Below are 25613 nucleotides of genomic sequence, written 5' to 3'. Positions count from 1 at the left end.
TTACAGCACTCCCTTCGTGGAAGGCACGCCTTTCACCCGGGGATCGATCGAGGTCGCTTCGTCCAGCGCCCGCCCGAGCGCCTTGAACACCGCTTCGATCATGTGGTGGGTATTTTTTCCATAGTGGACGATAACGTGCAGCGTAATCCGCGCCTCCAACGCCAGCTTCCACAAAAACTCGTGCACCATCTCCGTACTGAAGCTGCCGACCGTCGCCGACGGGTACTCGGCGCGGTATTCGAAATGCGGCCGGTTGCTGACGTCGATGACGACCTGCGCCAGCGCCTCGTCCATCGGCACGAACACGCTCGCGTACCGCTTGATGCCGGCCTTGTCGCCGAGCGCCTCGCGCAGCGTCTGGCCGAGGCAGATGCCGATGTCCTCGACCGTATGGTGGTCGTCGATGTCCACGTCGCCCCGCGCTTCGACCTTCAGGTCGAACTGGCCGTGCTTGGCGAACAGGTCCAGCATATGGTTCATAAACGGCACGTCCGTTTCGATGTCGACCGTCCCCGTGCCGTCCACCGCGAACGAAAGCTTGATGTCCGTCTCGTTCGTCTTGCGGGCGATTTCCGCCGCGCGCGCTCCTGCCTGCTGCGTCATTTTCTTTCTCCACCTTCCAATCGGATTTCGACCGCTCTCGCGTGGGCTTCCAGCCCTTCGTGCCGCGCCAGCGTCGCGATGCCGGCGGCGTCGCGCTGCAGCGCCTCGCGGCTGTAGCGGATCAGGCTTGATTTTTTCAAAAAGTCGTCCACATTGAGCGGAGAAGAAAACCTCGCGGTCCCGTTCGTCGGCAAAATGTGGTTCGGTCCGGCATAGTAATCGCCCACCGGCTCGGAACTGTACGGACCGAGGAAAATCGCGCCCGCGTTCTCGATCGTCCCGAGCAGGTTCATCGGGTCCTCCGTGATGATTTCCAGATGCTCCGGCGCGAGCTTGTTGATGATCTCCGCGCCTTCGGAGAGGTCGGCCACCGTCAAAATCGCGCCGTAATCCGCGAGCGACTTCTCCGCGATTTCGCGGCGCGGCAGCGTGGCGACCTGGCGGTCGAGCTCGGCCGCGACCGCCTGCGCGAGCTTGTGCGACGGCGTGACGAGCACCGCCGACGCCATTTCGTCGTGCTCCGCCTGCGACAGCATATCCGCGGCCACGTACCGCGGATCGGCCGTATCGTCGGCAAGCACGGCGATTTCGCTCGGCCCGGCGATGCTGTCGATGTCCACCGCGCCGAACACGGCGCGCTTGGCCAGCGCCACGTAGATGTTGCCGGGCCCGCAAATTTTATCGACGGCGGGAATGCTCGCCGTCCCGTACGCAAGCGCCGCGATCGCTTGCGCTCCTCCGACCCGGTACATTTCGGTCACGCCCGCTTCCGCGGCCGCCACCAGAATGTACGGGTCGATGCCGGCGCTCCCCCCCGTCGACGGCGGAGTCACGAGCGCGATTTCCGGCACGCCGGCCACCTTGGCGGGCAGCACGTTCATGAGCACCGACGAAGGGTAGGCCGCCTTTCCGCCGGGCACGTACAGGCCGACCCGCTTGAGCGGACGAAACACCATCCCGAGCAGCGTGCCGTCGGGACGGGCGTCCGCCCAGGTCGTGCGTTTTTGCTTTTCGTGAAAGGCCGTTATGTTGGCTGCCGCCTGCCGCAGCGCGGCGATAAATTCCGGCTCCACCTTGCCGTAAGCCGCTTCGATTTCCTCCTGCGCGACCCGCAGCTCGCCCGGCGCAAGCTCCACCTTGTCCAACTGCGCCGTATAGCGCAGCAGCGCGGCATCGCCTTCCCGGCGAACCGCCGCGACGATCTCCGCGACCGTCTCGTTTTGCTGCGCCGAGCCGTATTCGGTTTCCCGCTCCAGCCGGAACCCTTCCGCCGAACCGATATACATGAGGATCGTCCCCCTTCCTGATCGTCCGTTCTATTGATCTTGATCTCCCGCGCAAGCAGGAGTCCGCACGGATGCTTCGGAAGCGCGAACCGAAATTCGAAGCGCCCTTACGGACGTCCCGCCCGCGCCTGCCGGTTATCCGGCTTTCGGTCATTTACAGCGACGCCGGCACCTTCTGGCCGATCCGGTCGCACAGCGCCTGGATTTGCGCGTTTTTCAGCCGGTAGCTGACGCGGTTCGCGATCAGCCGGCTCGTCACCGAGAACAACGTCTCCATCTCGACGAGGCCGTTCTCCTTAAGCGTCTGGCCCGTTTCCACCATGTCGACGATCCGGTCGGCAAGCCCGATCAGCGGAGCCAGCTCGATCGAACCGTTCAGCTTGATCACTTCGACCTGCTGCCCGCGCTCGCGAAAATATTGCGAAGCCACGTTCGGATACTTGGTCGCGACGCGAGGCTGAATGACGGGCTTCCAGCCCGGCAGCCCGATGACCGACATCCGGCACTTCGCGATGCCGAGATCGAGCAGTTCGTAGACGTCCTTATTCTCCTCCATCAGCACGTCCTTGCCCACGATGCCGATATCCGCGACGCCGTATTCCACGTAAGTCGGAACGTCTACGGGCTTCGCCATGATGAATTCCATGTTCGCTTCCGGAACCGGAATGATCAGCCGGCGCGAGTCGTCGAAATCCTCGGGGATCGGCAGCCCCGCCTCGCGAAACAGCTTGCTGGCCTGCTTGTAAATGCGGCCTTTGGGCATTGCCACTTTCAAAACGCCGCCGTCCGTCATGCCCGCTCCTCCTTGTCGGCTCCGAATGCGATGAACCGGTCGAAGTCTTTGCCTTTATAGAAAAAAGTTCCGCCCGCGGACGCCTGCCGATGCAGTTCGGCCGCTTGCCGTCCGCCGTCCGCGGCGAATTCCGTCACGACGACCCGGCCTTCCGCGCGCTCCCGCGCCGCTTCCGCCAGCGCTTCGTCCCGCTTCTCCTGCGAATAGACGATAAGCGTGCGGCTCTCTTGATCCGCCTCGTCGCTCACGACCTCGAGAATGCGGGTCGTCTTGAGCGCGAAGCCCGTCGCCGCGGCCGGACGCCCGAACTGGGCGAGCAGGTTGTCGTACCGGCCGCCGCTGCATACGGGAAAGCCCAAATTCGAGGCATAGCCCTCGAACGTCATGCCGGTATAATACGAAAAATCCCCGATCATCGTCAGATCGATCAGCACGTGCTCCTGCACGCCGTACGCCTTCAGCACGTCCCACACGTCGCACAGGTGGCGGATGGCCGCTTTCGCCTCTTCGCTGCCGCCGAGCTCCAGCGCCTGCGCGCAAACCTCCTGCCCGCCGCGCAGCCGCAGCAGGCCTTCCAGTTCGGCGCGCACCGGTTCCGCAAGCGACAATTGCCGCAGGGCGCCGCGATAGCCGACGTAATCGCGCTGAAGCAGCCTTTCCTTCAGCGCCTCCTGATCGTCCGGCCGGCCCGGCAGCGCCTCCTCGAACAGCCCGTTCAAAAACGCGACGTGGCCGACGGCGATTTTGAACGCGGGAACGCCCGCCGCCTGCAAGGAAGCGATCGCGAGCGCGATCGTCTCCGCGTCCGCTTCCGGCGACGGGTCGCCGACCAGCTCCACGCCGGTTTGCACGAATTCGGCGTCGCGGCCTCCCTCCTCCTCGAACGCCCGGAAAACGTTGCCGTGATAGCTGAGCCGCAGCGGAAACGGCGTCTCCTTCAGCAGCGAGGAAACGACGCGGGCGATCGGCGCCGTCATATCCGAGCGCAGCACGATCGTCGTCCCGCGGTGGTCGAGCAGCTTGAACAGCTTCCGATCCGAAGTGGAGCTGGCTACCCCTACCGTGTCGTAGTATTCCATCGTCGGCGTGACGATTTGCTCGTAGCCCCACAGGCGCATGCACTCCAGCACGTCCCGCTCGATCCGCCGGAGCTTCGCCACGGCATGAGGCAAATAATCCTTAACGCCTGTCGGCTTTTCAAACACTTTTGGCTTGGACATAAGCTAACAAACCTCGTTTCTGTAAGCTGCGAAGCATCGTCCGCATCGTTCGTTAAATCGACGAAAGCCGCCCGTTCACTTTATCACATTAAAGTTCTAACATGTTACCATACTGCCAAAATAAAGACTTTTAATGTACTTTATCATGTAAATATGCCCCCAGTCAAGCGGGCTTCATCCCTTTTGCCCCGTTGCCCCGGCACCCTCGGGACCAAACGGAACGCGGCCTGTCCGAGGACTTCGTGGGCTGGCCTAATGCGCGGAGCTTCAAGTGGATTTCTGTCCAATCTAAACCGGCCTTTTGGCAAAACTCTCCGGCTTCGATGGATTTTGTGAAAACTAACCCTGGCCTTTTGGCGAAACTCGCTGGCTACGATGGATTTTATCCAATCAAAACCGGCTTTTTGGCGAAACTTTCCGTCTACGATGGATTTTGTCCAATCAGGCAAGGCCATTTTGTACTTTTCGGCCACAATCGCCGCTCTCCGTTGGATAAAATCCACTCTAGACCAAAGCTTCCCCGTTTTTCGCACTGCCCGTTGGATAAAATCCAACATAGGCCCGGCAATTTGAGTACGCACCTGCCCAGCCGTTCGCCAACCGTTACCCGGCCGTTCGCAACCGCTGCCAACCGTTGCCCGGCCGTTCGGAGACCGGTATCCGCCAAATCCCGCCCCTAAAAAACAAAATAACGGCCGCGAAGGACCGTTATTCGAAACAAATCAAGGTTTGCCGTCCGACCCGAGCTCGCGCAGCGGATTGCCGCCGACGCGGGCGCCCGGAGGCACATCCCGATGGACGACCGAGCCGGCCGCCACGACGGCGCCGTCTCCGATCGTCACGCCGGGCAGCACCGTAACGTTCGCTCCGATCATGACGTTGGAGCCGATCCGGATCGGGCCGAGCCGGTATTCCTTGATCAAATATTCGTGCGTCAGCAGCGTGGAATTGTAGCCGATGATCGAGTTGTCGCCGATCGAAATCTTTTCCGGGAAAAAGACGTCGACCATCACCATGAGCGCGAACGAGGTTTGCTTCCCGACCTTCATGCCGAGAACGCGGCGGTAGATCCAGTTTTTGACGCGAAGCTCCGGACAGTACCGGGCCAACTGAATAAACACGAAATTGCGTACCGCCTTCCAGCGGGAAACCGTATGGTATACCTGCCATAACGCATTCGGTCCGTCCACCGGGTACCGTTCGGTCTGTCTCAACGGGGCTCCGCCTCGATTCCGCATAAGGTGAGCAGCTCGTCCATGCTTTCGATCACGACTTCCGCGCCGGCTTCCCGCAACGCTTCGCTCCCTTTCAGCGACCAGGCGACGCCGACCGGTATGGCGCCGGCTTGCCGCGCGGATTCGATATCGACCGCGCTGTCGCCGAGCATGACGGTGCGGCGCGGATCGGCGCCGAGCGCGTCCATCGCCTTGCGCACCGGCTCGGGGTGCGGCTTGGCGTTTTGCACGTCGTCCAGCGCCACGATGACATCCATATCGTCGAAAATGCCGAGCAGCTTAAGGGCATGAACGGACGTTTCGCGCATTTTGGTCGTGACGATGCCGAGCTTGAGGCCCGCCGCCTTGAGCTTGGGGACGGCTTCCGCCACTCCCGGAAACAGCGTCACCATTTCGTCGTGCCGCTGCAAGTTGTAGGCCCGGTACTTCTTCGTCAGTTCTTCGACTTCATCCCTGCCGGTGAAGATTTGCATTTGCATCGCGAGCGGGAGTCCCATTTTCGGGATGATGTGTTCCCGGGAGAACCCTTCCGGAACGACGCCCTCCAGCGCATGCAAAACCGATTCGATAATCAGCTCGTTCGTATCGATAATCGTCCCGTCCAGATCGAACAAAACGGTCGTAATCGCTTGTTTCATCATTCCTGCTCCTTATTTCCATCGTGCTGTCCAAGCGGATCTTGAGGGACGAATCATTCGTCGCGGCTCCGGCTTCGGCCGAGGGCTCAGTCCCCTCCGCCGCCTCCGCCGCCATCCGAGCCGCCGCCGGAGTCCGAACCGCCGCTATGACCGCCGGAGCTCGATCCGCTGTCGGAGCTGCCGGAAAAATCGGAGCCCGACCGCGAATCGGAATCCGACCGGGAGTCGGCGGAACCGCCTCCGGACCGGGATCCGGAACGGCCGGAATCGCTCGAATAGCCGCCGCTGCCGGCGTCGTCCGCGCCTCCTGATTTTTTCGAATCGTCGTCAGGACGGCGATCGTCCCTGTCCCCGTATGCGCCGGCATTCGGGTCGTTCGCGATCGTCGAGCCCGCGTAGGCGTCGCTCCCCCGATCCGAAGCCGGCGCTCCGCCAGCCGAAGCCGCGACGCGGCGTTCGATCGGATCCAAGTAGCGCTCTTGGGCCCTCCCGTTGGACCGGCGCACGACGATAAAGACGATGGCCGCGATCACGATGAGCAGCGCCAGCAGCTGCGAGCTGCGGACATTGCCGTACACCGGGTCCAGATAGCCCTGCTCGAAGCCGAGCCAGCCCATCGGCGACCAGATCGAATCCAGCAGCGAAGCGAGCCAGTCCGGTCCCTTGAACGCAAGGCTGTCCGTCCGAAGCGCTTCGATAAAGAAACGGCCGATCGAATACCAGGCGAAATAGAGGACGGACAGCTCGCCGACCCGGAGGAATTTCCGTCTCCTTACGACGAACAGCAGGATCAGGCCGACAAGGCTCCACAACGACTCGTACAAAAAAGTAGGGTGAACATACGTGCCGTTCACGTTCATCTGGTCGACGATGAAACCGGGCAGGCGCAGCGTATCCCGCAAAAACGATTCGCCGGCCTCCCCGCCGTACGCTTCCTGATTGACGAAGTTGCCCCAGCGTCCGATCATTTGCCCCGCCAGCAAGGACGGAACGCAAATGTCGAGGATGCGGATAAAAGAGTACCCTTTTTTCCGGCTATAAATGTACCCGCAAATGAGCGCCCCGATAATGGCGCCGTAAATGGCGATGCCGCCTTCCCAGATTTGGATGATTTCCCCGGGATTCTCGCTATAGTAGTCCCATTTGAAGATGACGTAATACAAACGCGCGGCGATAATCGCCGACGGGGCTCCGAACAGCAGCAGGTCGAGGAAAAAATCAGAAGGAATTCCAAACCTTTTCCCCTCCCGGATGGCGAGCAGCAGCCCGACAAGCGCGGCCAATCCAAGAATAATTCCGTACCAGTGCACCGAAATCGGCCCGATCGAAAAAGCAATGGGGTTCAACGCCAACGGCAACATCCGTCTCCTCCGTCTCCTCCCGCCCGCGGATGCCGCGGGCGGCCGTAATTAATCGTAGTCTTCGTCCGCGATCGCTTCCGTCAACTTGTTGGTAAACTGTTGGGCCGCATTGAAGCCCATCCGCTTGAGGCGGTAATTCATCGCGGCCACTTCCAGGATGACCGCCAGGTTCCGTCCGGGACGCACCGGGACGGTAACGAGCGGAATATCCGACTCGATGATGCGCGTCGTCTCCTCGTCCAGACCGAGCCGGTCGTATTGCTTCTCCTGCTGCCAGTTTTCCAGCTTGATGACGAGGCTGATTTTCTTTTGCGTCAGGACGGCGCCGGCCCCGAACAGCGTCATGACGTTCAAAATGCCCAACCCGCGAATTTCCAGCAAATGCTGGATAAGCTCCGGGGCGTTGCCGTACAGCTGGTTGTCCGCCGTCTGGCGGATTTCGACCGCGTCGTCGGCGACCAGCCGGTGGCCGCGCTTGACGAGCTCCAGCGCCGTTTCGCTTTTGCCGATGCCGCTGCCGCCCGTGATGAGCATGCCGACCCCGTACACGTCGACCAGAACGCCGTGGATCGTGGCGGTCGGGGCCAGTTTCTTCTCGAGAAAGTTCGTGATGCGGCTGATCAGGATCGTCGTCGCCATCCCGCTGCGCAGCACGGGGAAATTGCGCTCGTTCGCCACGCCGACAAGTTCCTCGGGAGCTTCGATGCCGCGGGTAATGATGATGCAGGGCGTTTCGTCCGCGCAAATGCGCTCGAGCCGCTCCCGCCGTTCGTCGGAAGTGAGCGTTTCGAGAAAGGCTAGTTCGGTCTTGCCCAGGATTTGGGCGCGATCCACCGGATAATAATCGTAATAGCCGGCCATCTCCAAGCCGGGCCGATTGAGGTCGTCGGTCTCGATCGTGCGGCGCAGGCCGTCCACGCCCGCCACCACTTCCAATTGGAACTGCTGCACGAGTTCGGATACTCTTACTTTCTTGGCCATCGTACAGCTCCCTTCCCATCCGTTTATTTATTCATCGTATCGAAAATACCGCCGGAAATCAATGTAATCCGCTCGCCTGCCGAACGATTCGCTTTCGCGCGCCCGTTCATTTTCTTTATTGTCAAGGCCGCCGTTTTTCCTTACACTGAACCTTATCGGTCACGGCCGTATCGACATCGAGCCCGGGAGAGATCTCCTTATGTCCAAAGTAAACCGAAAAGTGAAAGTGTTGGCGCATTTTTTCGTACCCTACGCGGTCCTGCTGGCCGGCTTCGTGGCCGTCGGGCTGTACGCTTACGGGCGCACGGCGGCGCTCGTTGAAAATCAAACAAATGAAACCGCTTACGCCATCATGGCTCAAACCAAGGAAACCCTGGACCGGCGTTTCGAGGAAATCGAAACGATCGCCGAGCAAGTGGCCGGGAGCACGAAAGCAAGGTCGTTCCCCTACGTCGGCGATCCGTTCGCCGGAACGAATCCGGCGCGCATTCTCGAGCTGCAGAAGGGCTTGTTCGATTATCCGCTGTTCAACCATTTCATTCTCGACTATTACGTCGTTTACCCCGACAAGGACCTCGCCGTATCCCCCCACAAAGTGTATACGCTGCGGCAGTTTTACGATTTGAAATTCCAATACGACGGCTTCAGCTTCGAACGGTGGAAAAGCGAGCTGTCCGACCGGTACCGGTATCGGACGTTCATTCCCGGCCAGTCCGCCGTTTACGACGGCAAGCGGCAGTCGGTCGTTTCCTATATGCAATCGTTCGGCACGAAGGACCGCGTCGCCCTCGTGCTGATGCTCATCGACAACTCCCAGATCCAGAGCATGCTTCGCAAGCTGGTGCCGGATTCCGGAGGGTTCGCGTTCATTACCGACGATCGGGGGCAAGCGATCAGCGGCACGGGGGACTTCGCCTCTACCGCGTGGGCGGCCGATTTGCCCGACGGTTTCTCTTCCGCCGCGATCGACGGCCGCCGCATGCTTGTCACCCGCACCACATCGCAAATTAACGGGTGGACGTACGTATCGGCCCAGCCGGAATCGGCCGTGCTGCACAAGGTGCGCTATTTCGAACAGCTCATTCTGACGATTATCGCGCTGGGCGTCGCCCTCGGCCTGATCGCCGCGGCGCTGTTCGCTTATCGCAACAGCCGGCCGCTCTGGCTGCTGCTTCGGGCGCTGCCGGCGCAGCACGCCAACGGAACGGACGGGAACCCCCGGAACACCTGGGATGACGTCCGAACCTCGGTCGCCGGTCTCGTCTACCGCAACAACTCCCTGGAGGAGAAGCTGGAGCAGCAGGCGCCGCTGATCCGCAGCGGCTTTTACGAGCGGCTGCTGCGGGGGCAGTTCGCTTCCGACAAAGATATCGCCCTGGCCATGGAGCATTCGAGGCTGCAGTGGGAAGGGGACTATTTCGCCGTCGGCGTGCTCGCGATCTCCGGCTATGACGGCACGTACAACGAGGAAATGCTGACCGAGCTCGAAATTCGCAAAATGGCCGTTCGCGACGTCGTCGACCAAGCGTACGGGGCCGCGATGTCCGCGCACGATCTGGGCGAAAACCAGATCGCCCTAGTGCTTAACGGCGACGCGCCGACGTCCGCCGCCTTTCTTTCCGAGTGCCTGAACAAGCTCAAGGAACTGCGCGCCCGGCTCGCCGGAACGCTCAACATCGCCGCATACGCGGCCGTCGGAGGCTGCTATTCCCGATTGACGGAAATCAGCCGTTCTTACGAGGAGGCTCGGCTGATCCTGCAGCGGACAAACTGGACGGAAACGCGTCCGGTCGTCTGCCGCGACGACGACGCCCTTCCCCTGCCCGCGTATTACTATCCGCCGGACGTCGAGCAGCGGCTGATCAATCTGGTCAAATCGGGCGATGTCGAAGAAACCGTGGCGCTGCTCGAGCTGATCCGGAAAAACAACCTGGAGGGAAGCGGCATGCCCGCGGGCGTCGGCCGCATTTTGCTCGGCGAAATGAGCGGCACGCTGCTCAAATGCATCGAGCAGACGCAGCCGGACGACCGGCTCGGCTCCGAGGAGCTGGACAGGGCGCTTGCGGCCGCGGAATCCGGACGTTTGGCAAAAGACGCGTTCAAGGAACTGGCGGACGCGTTTCTGCGGATGAGCCGCAACATGAACGATCGCAAAAAAACCAGCTAATGCTTGTCAAGTATTTGGGTTTGGTGCAATTGAAATTGTTTTGGTATACTCGTTTTTAGGCAGCACAAATAACCTTCTTTGGCGAGAAGGATTATGGTTAAGTTTGGCATTTAGTTCTCGTGGTAGGGCTCGCTTTTACGAAGGATGGCGTACACGTGATGGAGAAGCTTGTTGGCGCAAGCGATCACGACCACCTTGTAGGGCTTGCCCTCTATCCTTTTCTTTTTGTAGTAATCGGTTATCCTTCGGTTAGCACCTCTTCGAATTCCGCACTGTACGGCTAGATACAACGCTCGCCTTAGCCTTTTGGAGCCCCTTTTGGTAATTCGGTTAGACGTGGCTGTAAATTTCCCCGAACTGTAGATTCCCGGATCTAGTCCTGCAAAAGCCACAGCCTGCTTGGCATCTTCGAATTGGCTGGCATCCCCGAGTTCAGCTGCAATCTGTGCAGCAAGTTTGTCCCCTATGCCAGGTATGCTCTTAATCAATTGTATCTCCGGCAGTTCTTCGGCCAGTTCATTCATTTGCTTTTCCAACTGGGTTAATTGCTCGTCAAACTCCAGCAGCAACGAAACCATGCTGTTCAGTGCAATTGTCTGAGATGGACTCTTAACTTGCCTAGCCCAGTTATGAAGAATTTCACTAAGCTTCGTTACCTTCTCTTCTATCCACACTTTTGAATGGGATTTACCTGTGCATTCTCGAATAAATTCCCCTAGATCTGTTGTCTGGTTCATTAAGCATCGCTTCAGCACCTTCAATGACGTTTTCGAAAAAAGATTGTGGAATATTCCAATGTAATCCGGAAATACTTGCTCCATTAATGCCCTGCTATTCAATTTTGCCTGTACATACATGCCGGTTACAAACTCATGCTGTCTAGTCAGGTGCTGAAGCTCCGTATAGGATTCTTGCCATTCGCGGTGTGGAACTACATCTCCCTTGTAATACAGCTCAGCCAGATGCCAAGCATCGGCCGCATCCGTTTTCACCTTACGGAGCTGCGTTCCCTTTGCTCGTTTGGCTCGGAGGGGTTGACGATGTAGTGGATCCATCCGTTAACTTTTAAATATCCCACTAACCCCCGATGGTAGTGGCCCGTCGCTTCGAGGACAACAACGGGGTCCTCGCCGCTCACTCGCTTTAGTTGCTCTAACAATTCCCCTAATCGCGCAAAACCATTCTCCCCATGCTGAAGGTTCTCCATCCTTCCGTATGGCTCGTTCCGTCTTAAGAATGGCTGTATCACGCTAAAACCTTTCGCTACATCCACGCCTACAACTGGTTGCATAAAACCCTCCTTCAATTCGTTCACCGGCATTCCCACATGGCTTCCAAACCCATAGCTTCGCTTGTGATGCGAGGTCATTGCCCCTACCAGCTCAAACATGGTCGTTGGAAGGTAGTGAGAGAACAGTTTTTTTGACGGGGTCCTAGCCCCTAAGCCACCCTCGTTCTCCCGGCTACCACCATCGTAAGATCCCAAATCGGGTAGGAGGCTACCCATTAATTGGGCAGCCGACCTCCCACACCACCGTACGTACCGTTCGGTATACGGCGGTTCCATTAGGAATGCGCAGTAACTTGTCGATAATAATCAGAAAAGAAAAGGAATCCGAGGTTCTTCAGCCTATTGTTACCGAGGGACTTCGAGAGGATTGGGCTATTGGAGATTCTCCAATAGCCCTTTCTTGTGTTTGCGTATTCCCACGCCTTCTGTTCATGAATTCCGAGCGATATAAGCCTTTCGAGTTTCGTCCTCACTCGTTTCCATTGCTTCCAGAAGACCATTCGGATACGCCTTCTCATCCATTTATCAGTGGTTTGGAGTAGTTGTTTCATGTCAGCAAGCTTGAACCTGAATTACGAAAGTACCACCTCATAAAAACATGAAAAAGTGCCCAGATCTTTGGTAGAATGGTGTTTGCCTAGAACATCACCAACCAAGAGAGGAGCACCCTTAAGGTGAAGTCTACCACAAAAATCGCGTCATTGAAAACGGCATTTTCTATGAGAAATGCAACAAATTTTGCAGGAAGCAAGGTGATCCTCGGATTTCTTGAAAACATCGGTTTGAATCAAGCCCTTCGGAGCCTTGGACTAGCCAAAGCGGCGAATGCCATCTTTCCGACGCATCGCATTCTGCAGATGCTCATCATCGGCTGGATTTTGGGCTGCGAACGTCTCTTTCATTTCAAATCCCTACAAGGTGATGCCTTGATCGCCCAGGCGCTGGGCGGCCGGGTGCCGCATCACACATTGTTAAACAAGGAATTGCTTCGTCTGGGCAAAGCCCACGACCATTTAGCGCCAGCCCTGCGAAACCTGAATGTCGAAATCATTGCACCGCAGCTACCCGACTCCTTGATTCTCGATCTGGATTCGACTGTTGAGACGGTGTACGGCAACCAGCAGGGAGCGGAAGTCGGTTTTAACAGTCAGAAGCGCGGCCGAAAGAGCTATCATCCCCTTCTCGTGTACGAAGGGCAGTCGCGAATGCTAGTGAATGCCGCGCTGCGTCCCGGCAACACGAGCAGTTCGACCGACGTCCTTTCGTTTGCCCGGCAAACGCTGGCGTTGTTGGAATCCCACCACGTACGCTATGCCCGGTTTGACAAAGGCTTTGGCGGAGAAGACTTCTACGCGTTCTGGGAGTCCCGTCAGATCGGCTACGTCGGCAAGCTGAAATGGACAAGTCGTCTCCAGGACCAAGTCAAAACCTGTGCGCATTGGACACGCTTTGTGGACGAGGACTGGATCATTGAAGGCATCGTGCTGGCCTACCAAGCGATCGGTTGGAAGAAGATGCGTCGTGTTGCTGTCATCCGCAAAATGCCGCGTTGGGACGGGGATCAGTCTCAGTTGGAACTGGATTTGCTTTGGCAATACGAAGCCATGGTCACAACGGAGGAATGGGAAGCCATCGATGTGTGGCGGTTCTACAACCAGCGCTGCTGCATGGAGAACTACATCAAGGAAGGCAAGAATGGCTTTGCCATCCACCGCATTCCAACGCAGTCGTTTGCCGCCAATGAAATCGACCTGCTCTTAAAGCTGCTCGCCTATAATCTCTTTGAGCGATTCAAGCATCATTGTTGTGAGCCGATTCACCGATCCTACACCATCCAGCGGTTCCGGCGAACGTTTTTTGTTTGTGCAGGTGTGTTTGTCCAGCATGCCCGCCAAATGACATTGAAACTGAGTACGTCTTTCCAAAACCAGTGGGCATGGCGACGAATGGAGCGAAAAAGTATTTTATTGGAATAAACGATAATCCCAATTTGTGTCTTGGAAATCCCGTTGCCCCTTCATGTGGGGAGGGGGAAAGTAACGGCATTTTTGCTCGCATTCCATTTTGACTGCATATTCTGCCTCCATAATTGGTTGTGAAATCCAAGTTCTGCGTCTTCAAAAGCCTGATTCTATAGGCTTTCGTAATTTAGGTTGAAATAATTTACCCATCCCATGATGTAACGCCTAAGCTTCAGCGCCCGGTCGGTGTTGCCCATTCCGTTGCTTCTCGACGTTAGCTCTTTCACTTTAGCTTTCATCTTGGATACGGATTTGGGATGGATTCTGACCCGCGTTTCCCCTTTGCTCTGGTAGAATGAGAAGCCAAGAAATTTAACTTTTGTCGCATCGTCCACAATCGTTTTCTCCCGGTTTACCTTGAGAAACAACTTCTTCTCGATGTAAGGGAGAATTTTCGTCAGGGTACGCTCCGCACTCCTCCTGCTCCGGCAGAATATGAGCATATCGTCTGCGTATCGCACGAATCGATGTCCTCTTGCTTCCAGTTCCTTGTCCAATTCATTCAGCATGATATTGCTGAGAATCGGACTTAGGTTCCCTCCCTGCGGTACGCCGATTTCCGTGTCCTCAAACTTATGCTTCACGACGACTCCCGCCCGGAGATACTTATGGATGAGCGAGATCACTCGTCCGTCTTTGATCGTTCTTGAAAGCACCTCGATGAGCTTGCTTTGGTTGACGGTGTCAAAGTATTTCTCCAAGTCCATATCCACCACGTAACGATATCCCTCTTGCACGTATTGTTGGCTTCGTTTCATCGCGTGGTGTGCGCTCCGTTTGGGTCGGAATCCGTAGCTGTTGTCTGAAAACTGCCTCTCATAAATTGGCGTAAGCACTTGGGCGATTGCCTGCTGGATGACTCGGTCAACCACTGTTGGAATGCCAAGGTTTCTCTTCTTTCCGTTCTCTTTGGGAATCTCTACCCTTCGAACGGGATTCGGGCGGTACTTGCCGCCCAAGATCAGTTGCTTGATGGTCTCGCCGTTGTCTCTGAGATATTGTAGAAGTTCATCTACTCCCATCCCGTCGATTCCGTGCGATCCCTTGTTCGCTTTGACTCTCTTGAATGCTTCGTTCAAGTTGTCCCTGCTAACGATTTTCTCAAGCAACCGGTCCTTCGACTCGGTTGCGTTGGTGTCGTCGGTTTCGGTTATCCTCGCAGGACTGTGCACTCCCGCATATCCTTCGTGTTCCGCACTATTCTTTTGCAAAGAGTCTTCCGTTAGAAGTTGGCTGCCCTTGGCTCCTGTTTCGGTAACTTTCATTGACTTCACCTCCTAAGGTTCAGCCCTTCCCTCGAACCGTCGACTGTTCGCGGTACTATGGCGTCTGCTGACTTCTCATGATAAATCTTGTTTCAACCGTGATTCGAAGTGCATCTCCTCACGTCCATGAGACCTCCCACGGTAAGACGATTCACTTTCCTTCCATATACCCACATCATTTACATTGGTACGTCCGTGTAGTTAATTGGACTTCGTCTTGTTTAGCAGACTCATCCCGTATCCTATGCCTGATGATGTTCGTGTTCCTTGGGCCGGAAGTTTGCCTCCAGCTTCCTTTGGATTCCACCTCGCGGTGGACACCCTTGCTCTTGGCTAGTGGTTGGTAACTACAAACCCCCACAGTGGACTTTCACCACCTAGTTAATCGCCATGCGTGGCACACTAAAAATAGGCCAACCAGAAATCTCTGGCTGACCTAATAATACGAAAGCCACAACAAGCGATTGAAGGAAGAGCTGATTCGGCATCTCGACGATCATTACATGCAAACCGATCTAAGCTTGAGCAAGCTGGCGGAAAGGTTCGGCATTTCCGAGGCGTACGTTTCCTACTTTTTCAAAGAACAAACCGGGGTCAACTTTTCGGACTATCTGGAAAACGAACGCATGAAGCACGCGAAGCGGCTGCTTGAGGAGAGCGACATGCCCGTGAACGAAGTAGCCGCCCGGGTAGGCTACTACTCCCTCAACACGTTCGGCCGGGCGTTCAAGCGGGCCAACGGACTGAGCGCGACCGAATACCGAAAAATGCGAAAACCCCGCGCCCCGGGCGGGTTCTAAAAAAACGCACAGCGCTTGAATATGGAGTAACAGCGCTTTCATACGATTCTAAACGATTGCGCAACGGATGAAATCTTCCGCTTTACGCCCCCCATGCCCCCCCTTATACTTCAAATCGCCGGCCGGCAAACGAAGCTTTCGATCATCTGGCGCAAAGGGGGGAACCGCCGCTTGAGATGGGTGCAGGATTGGAGAAGGGGCTGGCAGTTGTACGCGCTGTTCGCGCTGCCTCTTCTGTATATCGTCTTGTTCAAGTACGTGCCGATGTTCGGCAACGTCATCGCGTTCAAGCAATTCACGATATCCAAAGGCTTTTTCGGCAGTCCTTGGGTCGGCTTCGGCCAGTTCGAACGGTTTTTCAATTCGTACGAATTTTGGCGGCTGCTGCGCAATACGCTCTCCATCAGTTTCTATATGCTGATCGCGGGCTTTCCTTTTCCGATTTTGCTCGCGGTCGGGCTTCATTACGCGCGCAGCGAGCGTTTCAAAAAAACGGTGCAGATGGTCACGTACGCCCCGTATTTTATTTCGCTCGTCGTGCTGGTCGGGCTGCTGCTGCAGTTCCTCGACCCCCGCACGGGCGTCGTCAACCAGATTCTTGGCCTGTTCGGCGTCGAGCCGATCAACTTTATGGCCGAGGCGTCGTTGTTCCAGTCGATCTACGTTTGGTCGCACATCTGGCAAAACGTCGGGTTCTCTTGCATTATTTTTTTGGCAGCGCTTTCCGGGATCGATCCTTCGCTTCACGAGGCCGCGGTCATCGACGGCGCCTCCAAAGCGCGGCGCATCTGGCACATCGATATCCCCGGCATTATGCCGATCGCGATCATCATGCTCATTCTGAATACGGGCTCCGTGATGGAGACGGGCTTCGAAAAAATTTTGCTGATGCAAAATTCTCTGAATTTGCGGACGTCCGAGGTGATCGACACTTACGTGTACAAGGTGGGGCTCGTGTCGCAGGCGCTCAACTTCTCGTATGCGACCGCGATCGGGTTGTTCAAAGCGGTCATCGGCTTCATCCTGCTCGTCGTCGTCAATGCCTCGGCCAAGAAGCTCGGCCAGGAAAGCTTATGGTAGGAGGCATGGCGGGATGAATCAACGGGTCATCAAAGAGTCCAAAGGGGATCGGCTGTTCAATATCGTCAACGCGATTCTGCTTACGCTTGCGCTGATCGCCGTAGCCTATCCGCTGATCTACGTGTTCAGCGCGTCGTTCAGCTCCACGAGCGCGGTTTTGTCCGGACGCGTCTGGCTGTGGCCGGTCGAACCGTCGCTGGACGGATACGAGGCGATCTTCCAAAACGGCAACGTCGTTCGGGGCTTTCTCAATACGGTCATGTATACGGCGCTCGGCACGCTGCTCAACGTCGCGCTGACGATCATGGCGGCGTATCCGCTGTCGCGCCGGGATTTCAGGGGAAGAGCCGGCTTCATGCTGCTGTTCGTATTCACCATGATGTTTAACGGCGGCCTTATTCCGAATTATTTGCTCGTCAAGGAGCTGAACATGCTCGATACGATCTGGGCGATGATCGTGCCGACGGCGCTGTCGGTATGGAACGTCATCATCATGAGAACTTACTTCCAGACGACGATTCCTTACGAAATGCTGGAAGCGGCCCAACTTGACGGGTGCAACGACTTTCGGTTTCTTACGCGGATCGTGCTGCCGCTGTCCGGCCCGATTTTGGCCGTCATCGCCCTGTTCTACGCCGTCGGGCACTGGAACCAGTATTTCAACGCGATGATTTATTTGAAAAATCCCGATCTGTATCCGCTGCAGCTCATTTTGCGCGACATTCTCGTGCAGAACGAGGTGAGCGTCGACATGCTTGGAGACGTCAAAACCGCCGCGGCCAGACAGGGGCTGCGCGAGCTGCTGAAATATTCCCTGATCGTCGTCACGTCGCTCCCGCTGCTTATCGTGTATCCGTTCGTGCAAAAGTTTTTCGTCAAGGGCGTCATGATCGGCTCCGTCAAAGGATAACGCCCGCGGCGGGCACCGATGCCCGACGGCAACTCAAGCCCGTATAGGAGGATTTCCATGAAAAAAGGTTACCCGGGTCTTCTTTCCATCATTCTGCTGTTGACGTTCGTTCTCGCGGCCTGTTCCGGCGGCGGCGACGGGACATCCCGGTCGTCCGGGGCTTCCGGCTCGGCCGCGGCCAATCTGACCGAGGCGGGAACGTACCCGATCGTCAAGGAAAAAACGACGCTGAAAGTGATGGTGCGCGGCAACCCGCTCGTCGAAGATTTCGAGACGAACGAATTCACGAAATGGTACGAAGAAAAAACGAACGTCCATATCGAATGGGAAGTCGTGCCGGAGCAAAGCTTGCAGGAAAAGCTGAACCTCGTGCTTGCCGGCGGGGATTATCCGGATGTGATTCTCGGCCTCAACGTTCCGCCTTCGCAGCAAATGATCTACGGTTCGGAGGGCACCTTTATCGCGCTGAACGATCTGATCGAGAAATACGGCGTGCAGACGAAGAAGCTGTTCGCGGACAAACCTGAGGTCAAGAAAGCGATTACGGCGCCGGACGGCTCCATCTATTCGCTGCCGGAAATCAACGAATGCTACCACTGCTCGATGAACCAGAAAATGTGGATTTACAAGCCCTGGCTCGACAAGCTCGGACTCGACGTCCCGACGACGACCGGCGAATTTTACGACGTGCTCATGGCGTTCAAAACGCGGGACCCGAACGGCAACGGCAAAGCGGACGAGGTTCCGCTCTCCATCACGAACCAAGCGTGGGGATCGCCGATCGACGCGTACCTGATGAATTCCTTTATCTACAATCCGATGTACGGCGACACGAAGCATCTGTTCGTAAAGGACGGCAAGCTAGACGTCGCGTACAACAAGCCGGAATGGAAGGAAGGGCTTCGATATCTGAACAAGCTTTATGAAGACGGCCTGCTGACCTCGGAATCGTTCACCCAGGACAACAACCAGCTCATTCAGCTCGGGGAAAACCCGGATACGGTGCTGCTCGGCGCTTCGACGGGCGGCACGACGGCCGCGTTCACGCAGCTGCTCGGCGACAGCGGCCGATGGGCGGAATACGTAACGGTGCCGCCGCTCGAAGGACCGGCCGGCGTCCGATACGCGCCGAACGATCCCGCGATCCTGGTGCCCGGAACCTTCATTATTACCGACAAGGCCGAAAATCCGGAAGTCGCCTTCCGCTGGGCGGACGGCTTGTACGAGTACGAGCATACGCTGCGCAGCAACTACGGCCGTCCGGACACGGAATGGCGCGAAGCGGAAGCCGACGAGCTCGGCATCAACGGAGAACCGGCGAAATGGGCGGAGGTCGAGCCGTTCGGAAAAGTGCAAAACGTTCATTGGGCGCAGACCGGCCCGTCGCTCCGCTCCAACGAGTTCCGCCTGAGCGCGGTCGCCAAGGAAGACAACGATTTGGAAGTCATCCTGTACAACGAAACGAAAAATAATTACGAGCCGTACAAACCGACCGACGTTTCTTCCGTGCCGCCGCTGTTCATGACGAATGAACAGGCGACCGAATCCGCCGACCTGGCGAAGACGATCAACGACTACGTCGATGAAATGATGGCCCGCTTCGTTCTCGGCGACGCCGATCTCGACAAGGATTGGGACACCTATGTCAAAACGCTCGACAACATGAACCTTGGCCGGCTGATCGAAATTTATCAGGAAGCCTACTCGGCGATGCAGTAAAGCTTATTGACGAACGGAAGGCCCCGCTCCCCTTGCGGAGCGGACCTTCCGACAAGACGGGAGGAAACGCGCTTGATGACGAGAGAAGAAAGAACAAAGCGGTTTTTGCATGACCGGTTCGGCCTGTTTATCCATTGGGGGCTGTATGCGATTCCCGCCCGAGGCGAATGGGTTCGCAGTCACGAAAGGATAAGCAAGGCGGAATACGAGCGCTATTTCGCGGAATTCGACGCGTCCCGCTACGATCCGAAAGCCTGGGCGCGGGCGGCCAGGGAGGCCGGGCTGAAGTACGCCGTGCTGACGACGAAGCACCACGACGGCTTCTGCCTGTTCGACAGCGGGCTGACCGAGTACAAGGCGACGAACGCGCCGGCCGGCCGCGATCTGGTGCGGGAATACGTCGACGCGTTCCGGGCGGAAGGACTCGGCATCGGCTTTTATTATTCGCTGATCGATTGGCATCATGACGATTATCCGGCTTACGGCGACCGCTACCATCCCGAGCGGGACAATGAGGCGTTCAGGGACAAGCCGATCGATTTCGACCGCTATGTCGCGTACATGCACGGCCAGGTGAAGGAACTGCTGACGAATTACGGCAAAATCGACATCATGTGGTTTGATTTTTCCTACGACGACATGACCGGCGAAAAGTGGAAGGCGTCCGAGCTCGTCGGCATGATCCGGTCGCTTCAGCCCCACGTCGTCATCGACAACCGGCTCGGCAATATCAATGCGAAGCTGCCGGAATCGTATGCCGGCGACTTCTATTCGCCGGAGCAGATCATTCCGCCGGGCGGCATCGTCGATGCGAACGGCCGGCCGCTTCCGTGGGAGGCGTGCATCACGCTGAACGAAAATTGGGGCTATTACGCGGAGGACCGGGCGTTCAAGCCGCCGATGCACATCGTCCGCGCGCTCGTCGAATGCGTCAGCAAAAACGGCAACCTGCTGCTCAACGTCGGTCCGGACGCGAAGGGCGAAATTCCGCGCGAATCGCTGGACGCGCTGGCCGGGGTCGGGGAATGGCTGCGGCGGAACGGCGACAGCATTTACGGGTGCGGCGCGTCGGAGCTGCCGAAGCCGGAATGGGGCCGTTATACGCGGAAGGGCGACAAGCTGTACGCGCACGTCTACGATCGCGGCATCGGACCGATCTACTTCCAGGGGCTCAAAGGGAAAATCAAACAAGCCCGCCTGCTCCGCGACGGCTCCGAACTGAGCGTATCGGTGCCGTGGATGGCCGACCACTACTCCGACACCGACACCGGAGCGTTCATCCTGCTGAAGGGGGCGGAGCTGCCCGACGAATGGGATACGGTTATCGAGCTGGAGCTGCTGCCCGAAGGCGAGCGGGCTTAAGCGCCGTTCGAAGCCGATAGCCGAAAACGGGCGCGCCTGATTTTCGCGGCGCGCCCGTTGCGGCGGCACAACGGCGTTTACGCATCGTAGTTTACCAAGTAATGCTGCAGCTCGGTGTTGTAGAACCCGACGCTGTGCTCGACGGCGTTGCCTTCGGCGTCGAACGAATACCGCAGCCGCTTCAGCAGCGGCGCGCCTTCGGGCACCCCCAGCAGCTTTCCGGTCTCGGCCGAAGCGAAGCCGACCGTAAAGCGGTCCCGGAAGCTTTCCAGCTCGATCCGGCTCTCCTCGATCAGATCGTACAGCGACTGCATGTCGGGCAAGCCCGCGGCTTCGTCCAGCCATACGGCTTCGGAAAAGAAATGAATGTAATGGATATACGGCTCTCCGTCCAGAAAGTAGAGGCGCTCGATTTTCCGGCAGCGCGCTCCGAACAGACGGCGGAGCTCCGTCCCTTCCTCGATGTCCGCGAGCGCTGCGCCCAGCACTTTTTTTTCGATTTTGTGGCCTTCCTCGACCAAAATTTCCGTGAACCGCTTCCCCTTGGACAGCTTGGAAAAGGAGGTGTTTCGCAGCACGATCGTGCCGACGCCGCTTTTTTTCTCGACGTAGCCTTCCTGGGCCAGCTCCTGCATGGCGCTGCGGATCGTCATTTTGCTTACCTGGAATTCCTTCTCCAGCAGCGGCTCCGAAGGAATGTTCGTGCCGAGCGGATAGACTCCGTGCAAAATGCGGTCCTTGATGATCTTTTTGACCTGCAAATATAAAGGGCCTTTTTTACGCGTTATCGACAAGCCTTCTCCCTACCTTTCGATATCCCGGGAAGCGCCGGTCATCGCCCGCAGCACTTCCGCTTCGGTGGCGATCGGCGTGTCTCCCGCCACCGTATGGGCGAGCATCGCCGCCGCCGCCGCAAACTCGACCGTCTCCCGGGGAGGAAGCCCCTTTGCCGCGCCGTGAAGGATCCCGCTTGCGTAGGCGTCCCCCGCGCCGATCCGGTCGTGCACCTGAAAAGTCAGCGTGTCCGAGAAGACGAACTCCCCTTCGCGGTACATAAAGCCGGTCAGCGAGTGCGAATTGTCGCCGTTGACGCCGCGGTGCGTTCCGGCGATCGTTCCGATGCCGTATCGCCGCGCGACCTGGGGAATCAATTCCTTCAACTGCCCCGTTCGATCCCGTTCGCTCGTCCGCATGCCAAGGGTCAGCATCGCGTCCCGCTCGTTCATCAGCACGATGTCGGCAAGCGCCAGCATCTCCTCGTAATGCGGCTTCGCCGCGGCATAGCCTTCCTCGCCCCACAAGGCCGGCCGATAGTTGCAGTCGAACGCGACCGCAGCCCCGGCTTGCTTCGCTTCCGCGGCAAACCGCTTCATCTGCTCTCGGACGCCGTCATTCATCGCGAGCGTAATGCCGCAGAAATGAACGTAATCGGCGAGCCCGGCGATTTCGGAAAAATCGTACGGCCCGGCCGCCACCCGGTTAAAGCTGCTGCCCTGCCGGTCGGCGTACGTCACGCGGCTCGGCCGGACGCCGAAGCCGTTCTCCAGAAAGTACATGCCGATGTACTTCCCTCCCCGGCTGACGTACGTCGTCGCGATGCCGAGCTTGCGGAGGAAGGCGACCGCCGCGTCGCCGACCGGATTGTCCGGCAGCGTCGTGACGAGGTAGCTTTCATGGCCGAAACGGGACAGAGCCGAGATGACGTTGACCCCGGTTCCCGAGAACGTGTACCGGAGAGTATCGCTTTGCGCGAGGGAATCGAAGCCCGGCACCTGCAGGCGCATCATCACTTCTCCGAAGGCCGCGATTTTTTTAGGCATGGCGGTCCACCAGCGCCGTCAGCGCCTCGAGCAGCGCTTCCACGTCGCCTGTCCTCGTATCGCCGGTCGCCGGATCGATAATGGACGAGTAGACGTGCGGGATGACCTGGGGCACGCCCGCCTGCAGCGCGATTTCGACGATCGGCCTGAAGTTGTCCGGGTCGATGCCGCCCGTCGGCTCCAGCGCGAAGCCTTCCTCCCCGCACGCTTTCGCCACGGCGCGGTATTCGTCCTCCAGCTTCAGGCCCTGCATCGGAAAATATTTCAGCGCGTTGCCGCCCATATCCCGCACGAGCGCGATTGCCGCCTTCACCGGGACGATCGCCTGCTCGGAGGCGCTTCCGCTGATCGGCCCGGTTGAAAGATTGACGTAGCCGGCGCGGCCGCTGGGCGAAACGAGGCCGTTGATCCAGCCGGGACAGCCGTTCAGGTTGGCGCGGGTGGCGCCGACGGCGGGAAACACTTGATTGATGTGGGCCCCGGCATACGATTTCGCGATCTCGGCCACGACCTCGGCCTGGCGGCTGTCGCCGGCGCCGAGGCCGATCGACACGGCATCCTCGATCGCCTCCCCGTACCGCTTCATGCCGGCGACCGCCTCCGCGGCATTCGGGTAATGTTTGGACAGCACGCCGACGAGGACATGGCCCCGGGCCGCCGCGAACACCTCTTTGGCGTTTCGCACGCTGCCGGCCAGCACGTTCAGCGCCGCGCGGCCTCGGTAAAGACGGTTCTGCAAATCAGCCATGGGCCGACCCTCCGATAATTTCGTTTATTCTCGCTACGATAACCGCCATATCGTCTCCCTGCAGCGAGCGGGGATCGATGTCGAAGTACCCCTGCCGGACTCCGTAATCCCTTGTGTAAACGGCAATGGCGCCCTCGCGCAGCGCGTCGTTCACTTCCTTCGCGGTCACCCCCGCCGCTTGGGCGTCCACCCGAACGCGCCCGCGATAAATCGCTCGTCCCGCCTCGTCCCGCACGATCGAAACCGTCACGCCGGGCAGCCCGGACAACGCGTCCAGCGCCTTGAGCGCTTCCTTCTCCCGCTCGCTGCGGTCTTCCTTGCGCATATATTCGTCCAGCGCCTGCAGCAGGCCGAACGTCGATTCCTTGCCGACCTTCATGCTGCGTCCGATGCCGTGCAGCTGGACCTTCACCCAGTCGACGTATTTGCGCTTGCCGGCGACGAGCCCGGAAGTCGGCCCTTCGATCGCCTTGGAGCCGCTGTAAATGGCGAGATCGGAGCAGGTCACGTATTTGCGGAGCTCTTCTTCCGCGGCGGCATCCACGATCAGGGGAACGCCCCGGCTTTGGGCGACTTCCCACGCTTCCTCCGCGGAAATCACGTTTTTCTGTACGCAGTGATGGGATTTCACGTACAGAATGGCGGCGGTGCGCTCCGAGATCGCCGCTTCGATGTGCTCCTTGCGCCCTTCGTTCGCGTAGCCGACCTCGATCAGGCGGCCTCCGCCCAGGTAGACCATCGTTTCCACCGGAGCGCCGTACTGCACGTTGTGCCCTTTCAGCAGGATGATCTCGTTTTTCGGCAGCGGATCCTGATGGAGGCGCAAGCTTTTGCGGACATCGCCTTCGGTCACGACGGCCGCCACCGTCAGCGCGATGCCGCTCGAGGCGGAATTGACGACGACGGCCGCCTCCGAACCGAGAATTTCGGCGACGTAATCGCCCGCCTTGTCGACCAAATCGGCCATTTCCACGTAGTTTTGGCCGCCCTCCTTCATCGCTTCCATCACCGTATCGGTCGGCGCCGAGACGCCCAGAATGCTCATCCGGCCGCTCGCGTTCACGACCCTCTTCAATCCGTATTTAGCAAGTATAGTAGCTGCCACCGATCACTACCCCTTTCGCTTCGACATATGCTTCCGCCAATCGGCGCTCCCCTTCGGAATCGACCAGCACGCGCTTTCCTTTCTTCACTTCGAACAAGGTCAGGTTCGCCTTGTCGCCGACCCGGATCCGGCCCAGCTCCGGCTTGTTCAGCCATGCGGCGGCGCGAACGGTCACCGCGTCCACGACTTCCCGTAGCGAATAGCCGAGGCTCAGAAACTTGCTCATCACGTTGGCCATCCCATATACGGGTCCTTCCAGCCGGTTGCCGCGGTAAATGTCGGTGCTGATCGTCCCCAGCCCGATGCTGCAGCGACGCGCCTGCTCGGCCGCCCGGAACGAGAAGCTCGCCGTGCCGTGCCCGACGTCCAAATGGACGCCCCTTCGGATCGCGTCGGCGAGCCCTTCGACCGGCGTCCCGTCGGGGCGGAACAGATTGTTCGGCTTCCCGTTCAAATAATGGGTGACGATATCGCGTTCTTGCAGCAGGGCAAGAATGTCCTCGATCGCGGGAGGCGCCGAGCCGATATGGACCATGAGCGGAAGCCCGGTTCGCCCGGATATTCGGCGCGCCAGCCGCAGCGGCTCGATCCCGTTGTCCTTGACGACGCTGCCGCTCATTCGCGCTTTCAGTCCGACGATGAAATCGCCGTTCTCCCGCACCGCCGCGGCGGCCTTTTCCTCGTCGATCCACGCAAGCCGCGAAAGCTCGTCGACACGCGCAAGCCCGATATGCGAAACGTTCAAAAAGGCGAATACGCCCGTTCTCGCCCCCTTCGCGCTCTTCCTGAGCTCCGCGATCCGGTCGGCCCCGCAGCTGCCTGCGTCCACGATCGTCGTGACCCCCTGCTTCACGCCGATCTCGTCGATTTCGTCCCCGTACGGCTCGAACTCCGGAAACGCATGCACGTGCAGATCGATCCACCCGGGCGAGACGTACAGGCCCGTGCCGTCGAATCCGCCTTCCCCTTTCGCCTTCCCTCCCGGAACGATTTCCGCCACGATTCCGTTCCGGATGACGACGTCGATTTCCCGCTCGTCCGGCAGCTTCACTTTTTGCAGCACGAAAGAACCGTTCACTTCCCTCATCCCAACTTTCCGCAGCCCGGTTTTCATATGGAGCTCCTTTGTTCAGGATAAGGATAACACAACGGAACGAAAAATTAAACATAACGTTATAATGTTTATAGCATTCCTTCGCAAAACGAGC

Annotated in this window: 20 protein-coding genes and 3 pseudogenes; 7 read left to right on the top strand and 16 right to left on the bottom strand. The window is 58.3% G+C overall.

The annotated features are described in order from the left end of the window. The 8 genes and pseudogenes from hisB to hprK form a co-directional block, all read right to left on the bottom strand. Positions 1–603, bottom strand: coding sequence for an imidazoleglycerol-phosphate dehydratase HisB (hisB, locus tag JW799_RS09375; protein ID WP_080831832.1), 603 nt, complete (start codon positions 601–603; stop codon positions 1–3). Then, entirely contained in the window at positions 600–1889 is a 1290-nt protein-coding gene (gene hisD, locus JW799_RS09370; RefSeq protein ID WP_205429498.1) for a histidinol dehydrogenase, read from the bottom strand. The genes hisB and hisD overlap by 4 nt, the downstream gene beginning before the upstream one ends. 154 nt (positions 1890–2043) lie before the next feature. Continuing rightward, positions 2044–2682 carry an ATP phosphoribosyltransferase gene (gene hisG / locus JW799_RS09365; protein WP_205429497.1) on the bottom strand — a complete coding sequence of 213 codons (639 nt, stop codon included), beginning with the start codon at positions 2680–2682 and terminating at the stop codon, positions 2044–2046. Beyond that, positions 2679–3902: an ATP phosphoribosyltransferase regulatory subunit gene (locus JW799_RS09360; protein WP_080831829.1), complete on the bottom strand. Its 1224-nt coding sequence runs from the start codon at positions 3900–3902 to the stop codon at positions 2679–2681. The genes hisG and JW799_RS09360 overlap by 4 nt, the downstream gene beginning before the upstream one ends. 722 nt (positions 3903–4624) lie before the next feature. Beyond that, the gene (locus JW799_RS09355; protein ID WP_080831827.1) at positions 4625–5116 is read right to left on the bottom strand and encodes an acyltransferase; all 492 of its coding nucleotides are present in this window, start codon (positions 5114–5116) and stop codon (positions 4625–4627) included. After that, the gene (ppaX, locus tag JW799_RS09350; protein WP_205429496.1) at positions 5113–5775 is read right to left on the bottom strand and encodes a pyrophosphatase PpaX; all 663 of its coding nucleotides are present in this window, start codon (positions 5773–5775) and stop codon (positions 5113–5115) included. The genes JW799_RS09355 and ppaX overlap by 4 nt, the downstream gene beginning before the upstream one ends. A 431-nt stretch (positions 5776–6206) precedes the next feature. After that, positions 6207–7136: pseudogene (lgt, locus tag JW799_RS09345) on the bottom strand (prolipoprotein diacylglyceryl transferase); the annotation flags it as partial. Between the two features lie 48 nt (positions 7137–7184). Next, positions 7185–8117: an HPr(Ser) kinase/phosphatase gene (gene hprK, locus JW799_RS09340; RefSeq protein WP_205429493.1), complete on the bottom strand. Its 933-nt coding sequence runs from the start codon at positions 8115–8117 to the stop codon at positions 7185–7187. 199 nt (positions 8118–8316) lie between these two features. Here hprK and JW799_RS09335 point away from each other — a divergent pair, with 199 nt between their 5' ends. Further along, positions 8317–10284, top strand: coding sequence for a PDC sensor domain-containing protein (locus JW799_RS09335; RefSeq protein WP_205429491.1), 1968 nt, complete (start codon positions 8317–8319; stop codon positions 10282–10284). A gap of 110 nt (positions 10285–10394) precedes the next feature. Here JW799_RS09335 and JW799_RS09330 read toward each other — a convergent pair. Both JW799_RS09330 and JW799_RS29590 read right to left on the bottom strand, forming a co-directional pair. Then, positions 10395–11575 (bottom strand): annotated as a pseudogene (locus JW799_RS09330) (IS110 family RNA-guided transposase). 275 nt (positions 11576–11850) lie between these two features. Then, positions 11851–12129 (bottom strand): annotated as a pseudogene (locus tag JW799_RS29590) (group II intron reverse transcriptase/maturase); the annotation flags it as partial. A gap of 120 nt (positions 12130–12249) precedes the next feature. Between JW799_RS29590 and JW799_RS09325 the strand changes: the two are divergent. Continuing rightward, positions 12250–13551, top strand: a complete 1302-nt coding sequence (locus JW799_RS09325; protein WP_080832311.1) for an IS1380 family transposase — start codon at positions 12250–12252, stop codon at positions 13549–13551. A 155-nt stretch (positions 13552–13706) separates the two neighbouring features. On the opposite strand, the gene ltrA is transcribed toward JW799_RS09325, so the two are convergent. Then, the gene (ltrA, locus tag JW799_RS09320; protein WP_240353213.1) at positions 13707–14861 is read right to left on the bottom strand and encodes a group II intron reverse transcriptase/maturase; all 1155 of its coding nucleotides are present in this window, start codon (positions 14859–14861) and stop codon (positions 13707–13709) included. Between the two features lie 464 nt (positions 14862–15325). Here ltrA and JW799_RS09315 point away from each other — a divergent pair, with 464 nt between their 5' ends. The 5 genes from JW799_RS09315 (at position 15326) to JW799_RS09295 (ending at position 20732) form a co-directional block, all read left to right on the top strand. After that, the gene (locus JW799_RS09315; protein WP_240353212.1) at positions 15326–15661 is read left to right on the top strand and encodes a helix-turn-helix domain-containing protein; all 336 of its coding nucleotides are present in this window, start codon (positions 15326–15328) and stop codon (positions 15659–15661) included. Between the two features lie 207 nt (positions 15662–15868). Continuing rightward, positions 15869–16741: an ABC transporter permease gene (locus JW799_RS09310; protein ID WP_338026351.1), complete on the top strand. Its 873-nt coding sequence runs from the start codon at positions 15869–15871 to the stop codon at positions 16739–16741. A 13-nt stretch (positions 16742–16754) separates the two neighbouring features. Next, a complete protein-coding gene (locus JW799_RS09305; protein ID WP_205429487.1) occupies positions 16755–17651 on the top strand; it encodes a carbohydrate ABC transporter permease in 897 nt (298 codons plus the stop codon). Between the two features lie 57 nt (positions 17652–17708). Continuing rightward, positions 17709–19370 (top strand): ABC transporter substrate-binding protein, encoded by a 1662-nt coding sequence (locus JW799_RS09300; RefSeq protein WP_205429485.1) that lies wholly within the window; start codon positions 17709–17711, stop codon positions 19368–19370. A gap of 75 nt (positions 19371–19445) precedes the next feature. Continuing rightward, on the top strand, positions 19446–20732 hold the full coding sequence (locus tag JW799_RS09295; protein WP_205432884.1) for an alpha-L-fucosidase: 1287 nt from the start codon (positions 19446–19448) through the stop codon (positions 20730–20732). A 77-nt stretch (positions 20733–20809) separates the two neighbouring features. Here the strand turns inward: JW799_RS09295 and JW799_RS09290 are convergent, their stop codons facing one another. From JW799_RS09290 to JW799_RS09270, 5 genes are read right to left on the bottom strand one after another with little or no spacing between them, the layout of a single operon-like run. Then, on the bottom strand, positions 20810–21526 hold the full coding sequence (locus JW799_RS09290) for a GntR family transcriptional regulator (RefSeq protein WP_205429483.1): 717 nt from the start codon (positions 21524–21526) through the stop codon (positions 20810–20812). Positions 21527–21535: 9 nt separating this feature from the next. Further along, complete coding sequence (locus JW799_RS09285) at positions 21536–22552, bottom strand: sugar kinase (protein WP_080831817.1); 1017 nt, start codon at positions 22550–22552, stop codon at positions 21536–21538. Continuing rightward, entirely contained in the window at positions 22545–23300 is a 756-nt protein-coding gene (gene dagF, locus JW799_RS09280; RefSeq protein WP_080831816.1) for a 2-dehydro-3-deoxy-phosphogluconate aldolase, read from the bottom strand. The genes JW799_RS09285 and dagF overlap by 8 nt, the downstream gene beginning before the upstream one ends. Then, entirely contained in the window at positions 23293–24345 is a 1053-nt protein-coding gene (locus JW799_RS09275; RefSeq protein ID WP_240353596.1) for a DgaE family pyridoxal phosphate-dependent ammonia lyase, read from the bottom strand. The genes dagF and JW799_RS09275 overlap by 8 nt, the downstream gene beginning before the upstream one ends. A 37-nt stretch (positions 24346–24382) precedes the next feature. After that, complete coding sequence (locus tag JW799_RS09270; protein ID WP_176220568.1) at positions 24383–25483, bottom strand: amidohydrolase/deacetylase family metallohydrolase; 1101 nt, start codon at positions 25481–25483, stop codon at positions 24383–24385. Positions 25484–25613 lie beyond the last annotated feature (130 nt).

It is taken from the genome of Cohnella algarum (assembly GCF_016937515.1).
In the GTDB taxonomy this organism is placed as follows: domain Bacteria; phylum Bacillota; class Bacilli; order Paenibacillales; family Paenibacillaceae; genus Cohnella; species Cohnella algarum.
This window is presented reverse-complemented; position numbering and strand designations above follow the sequence as displayed.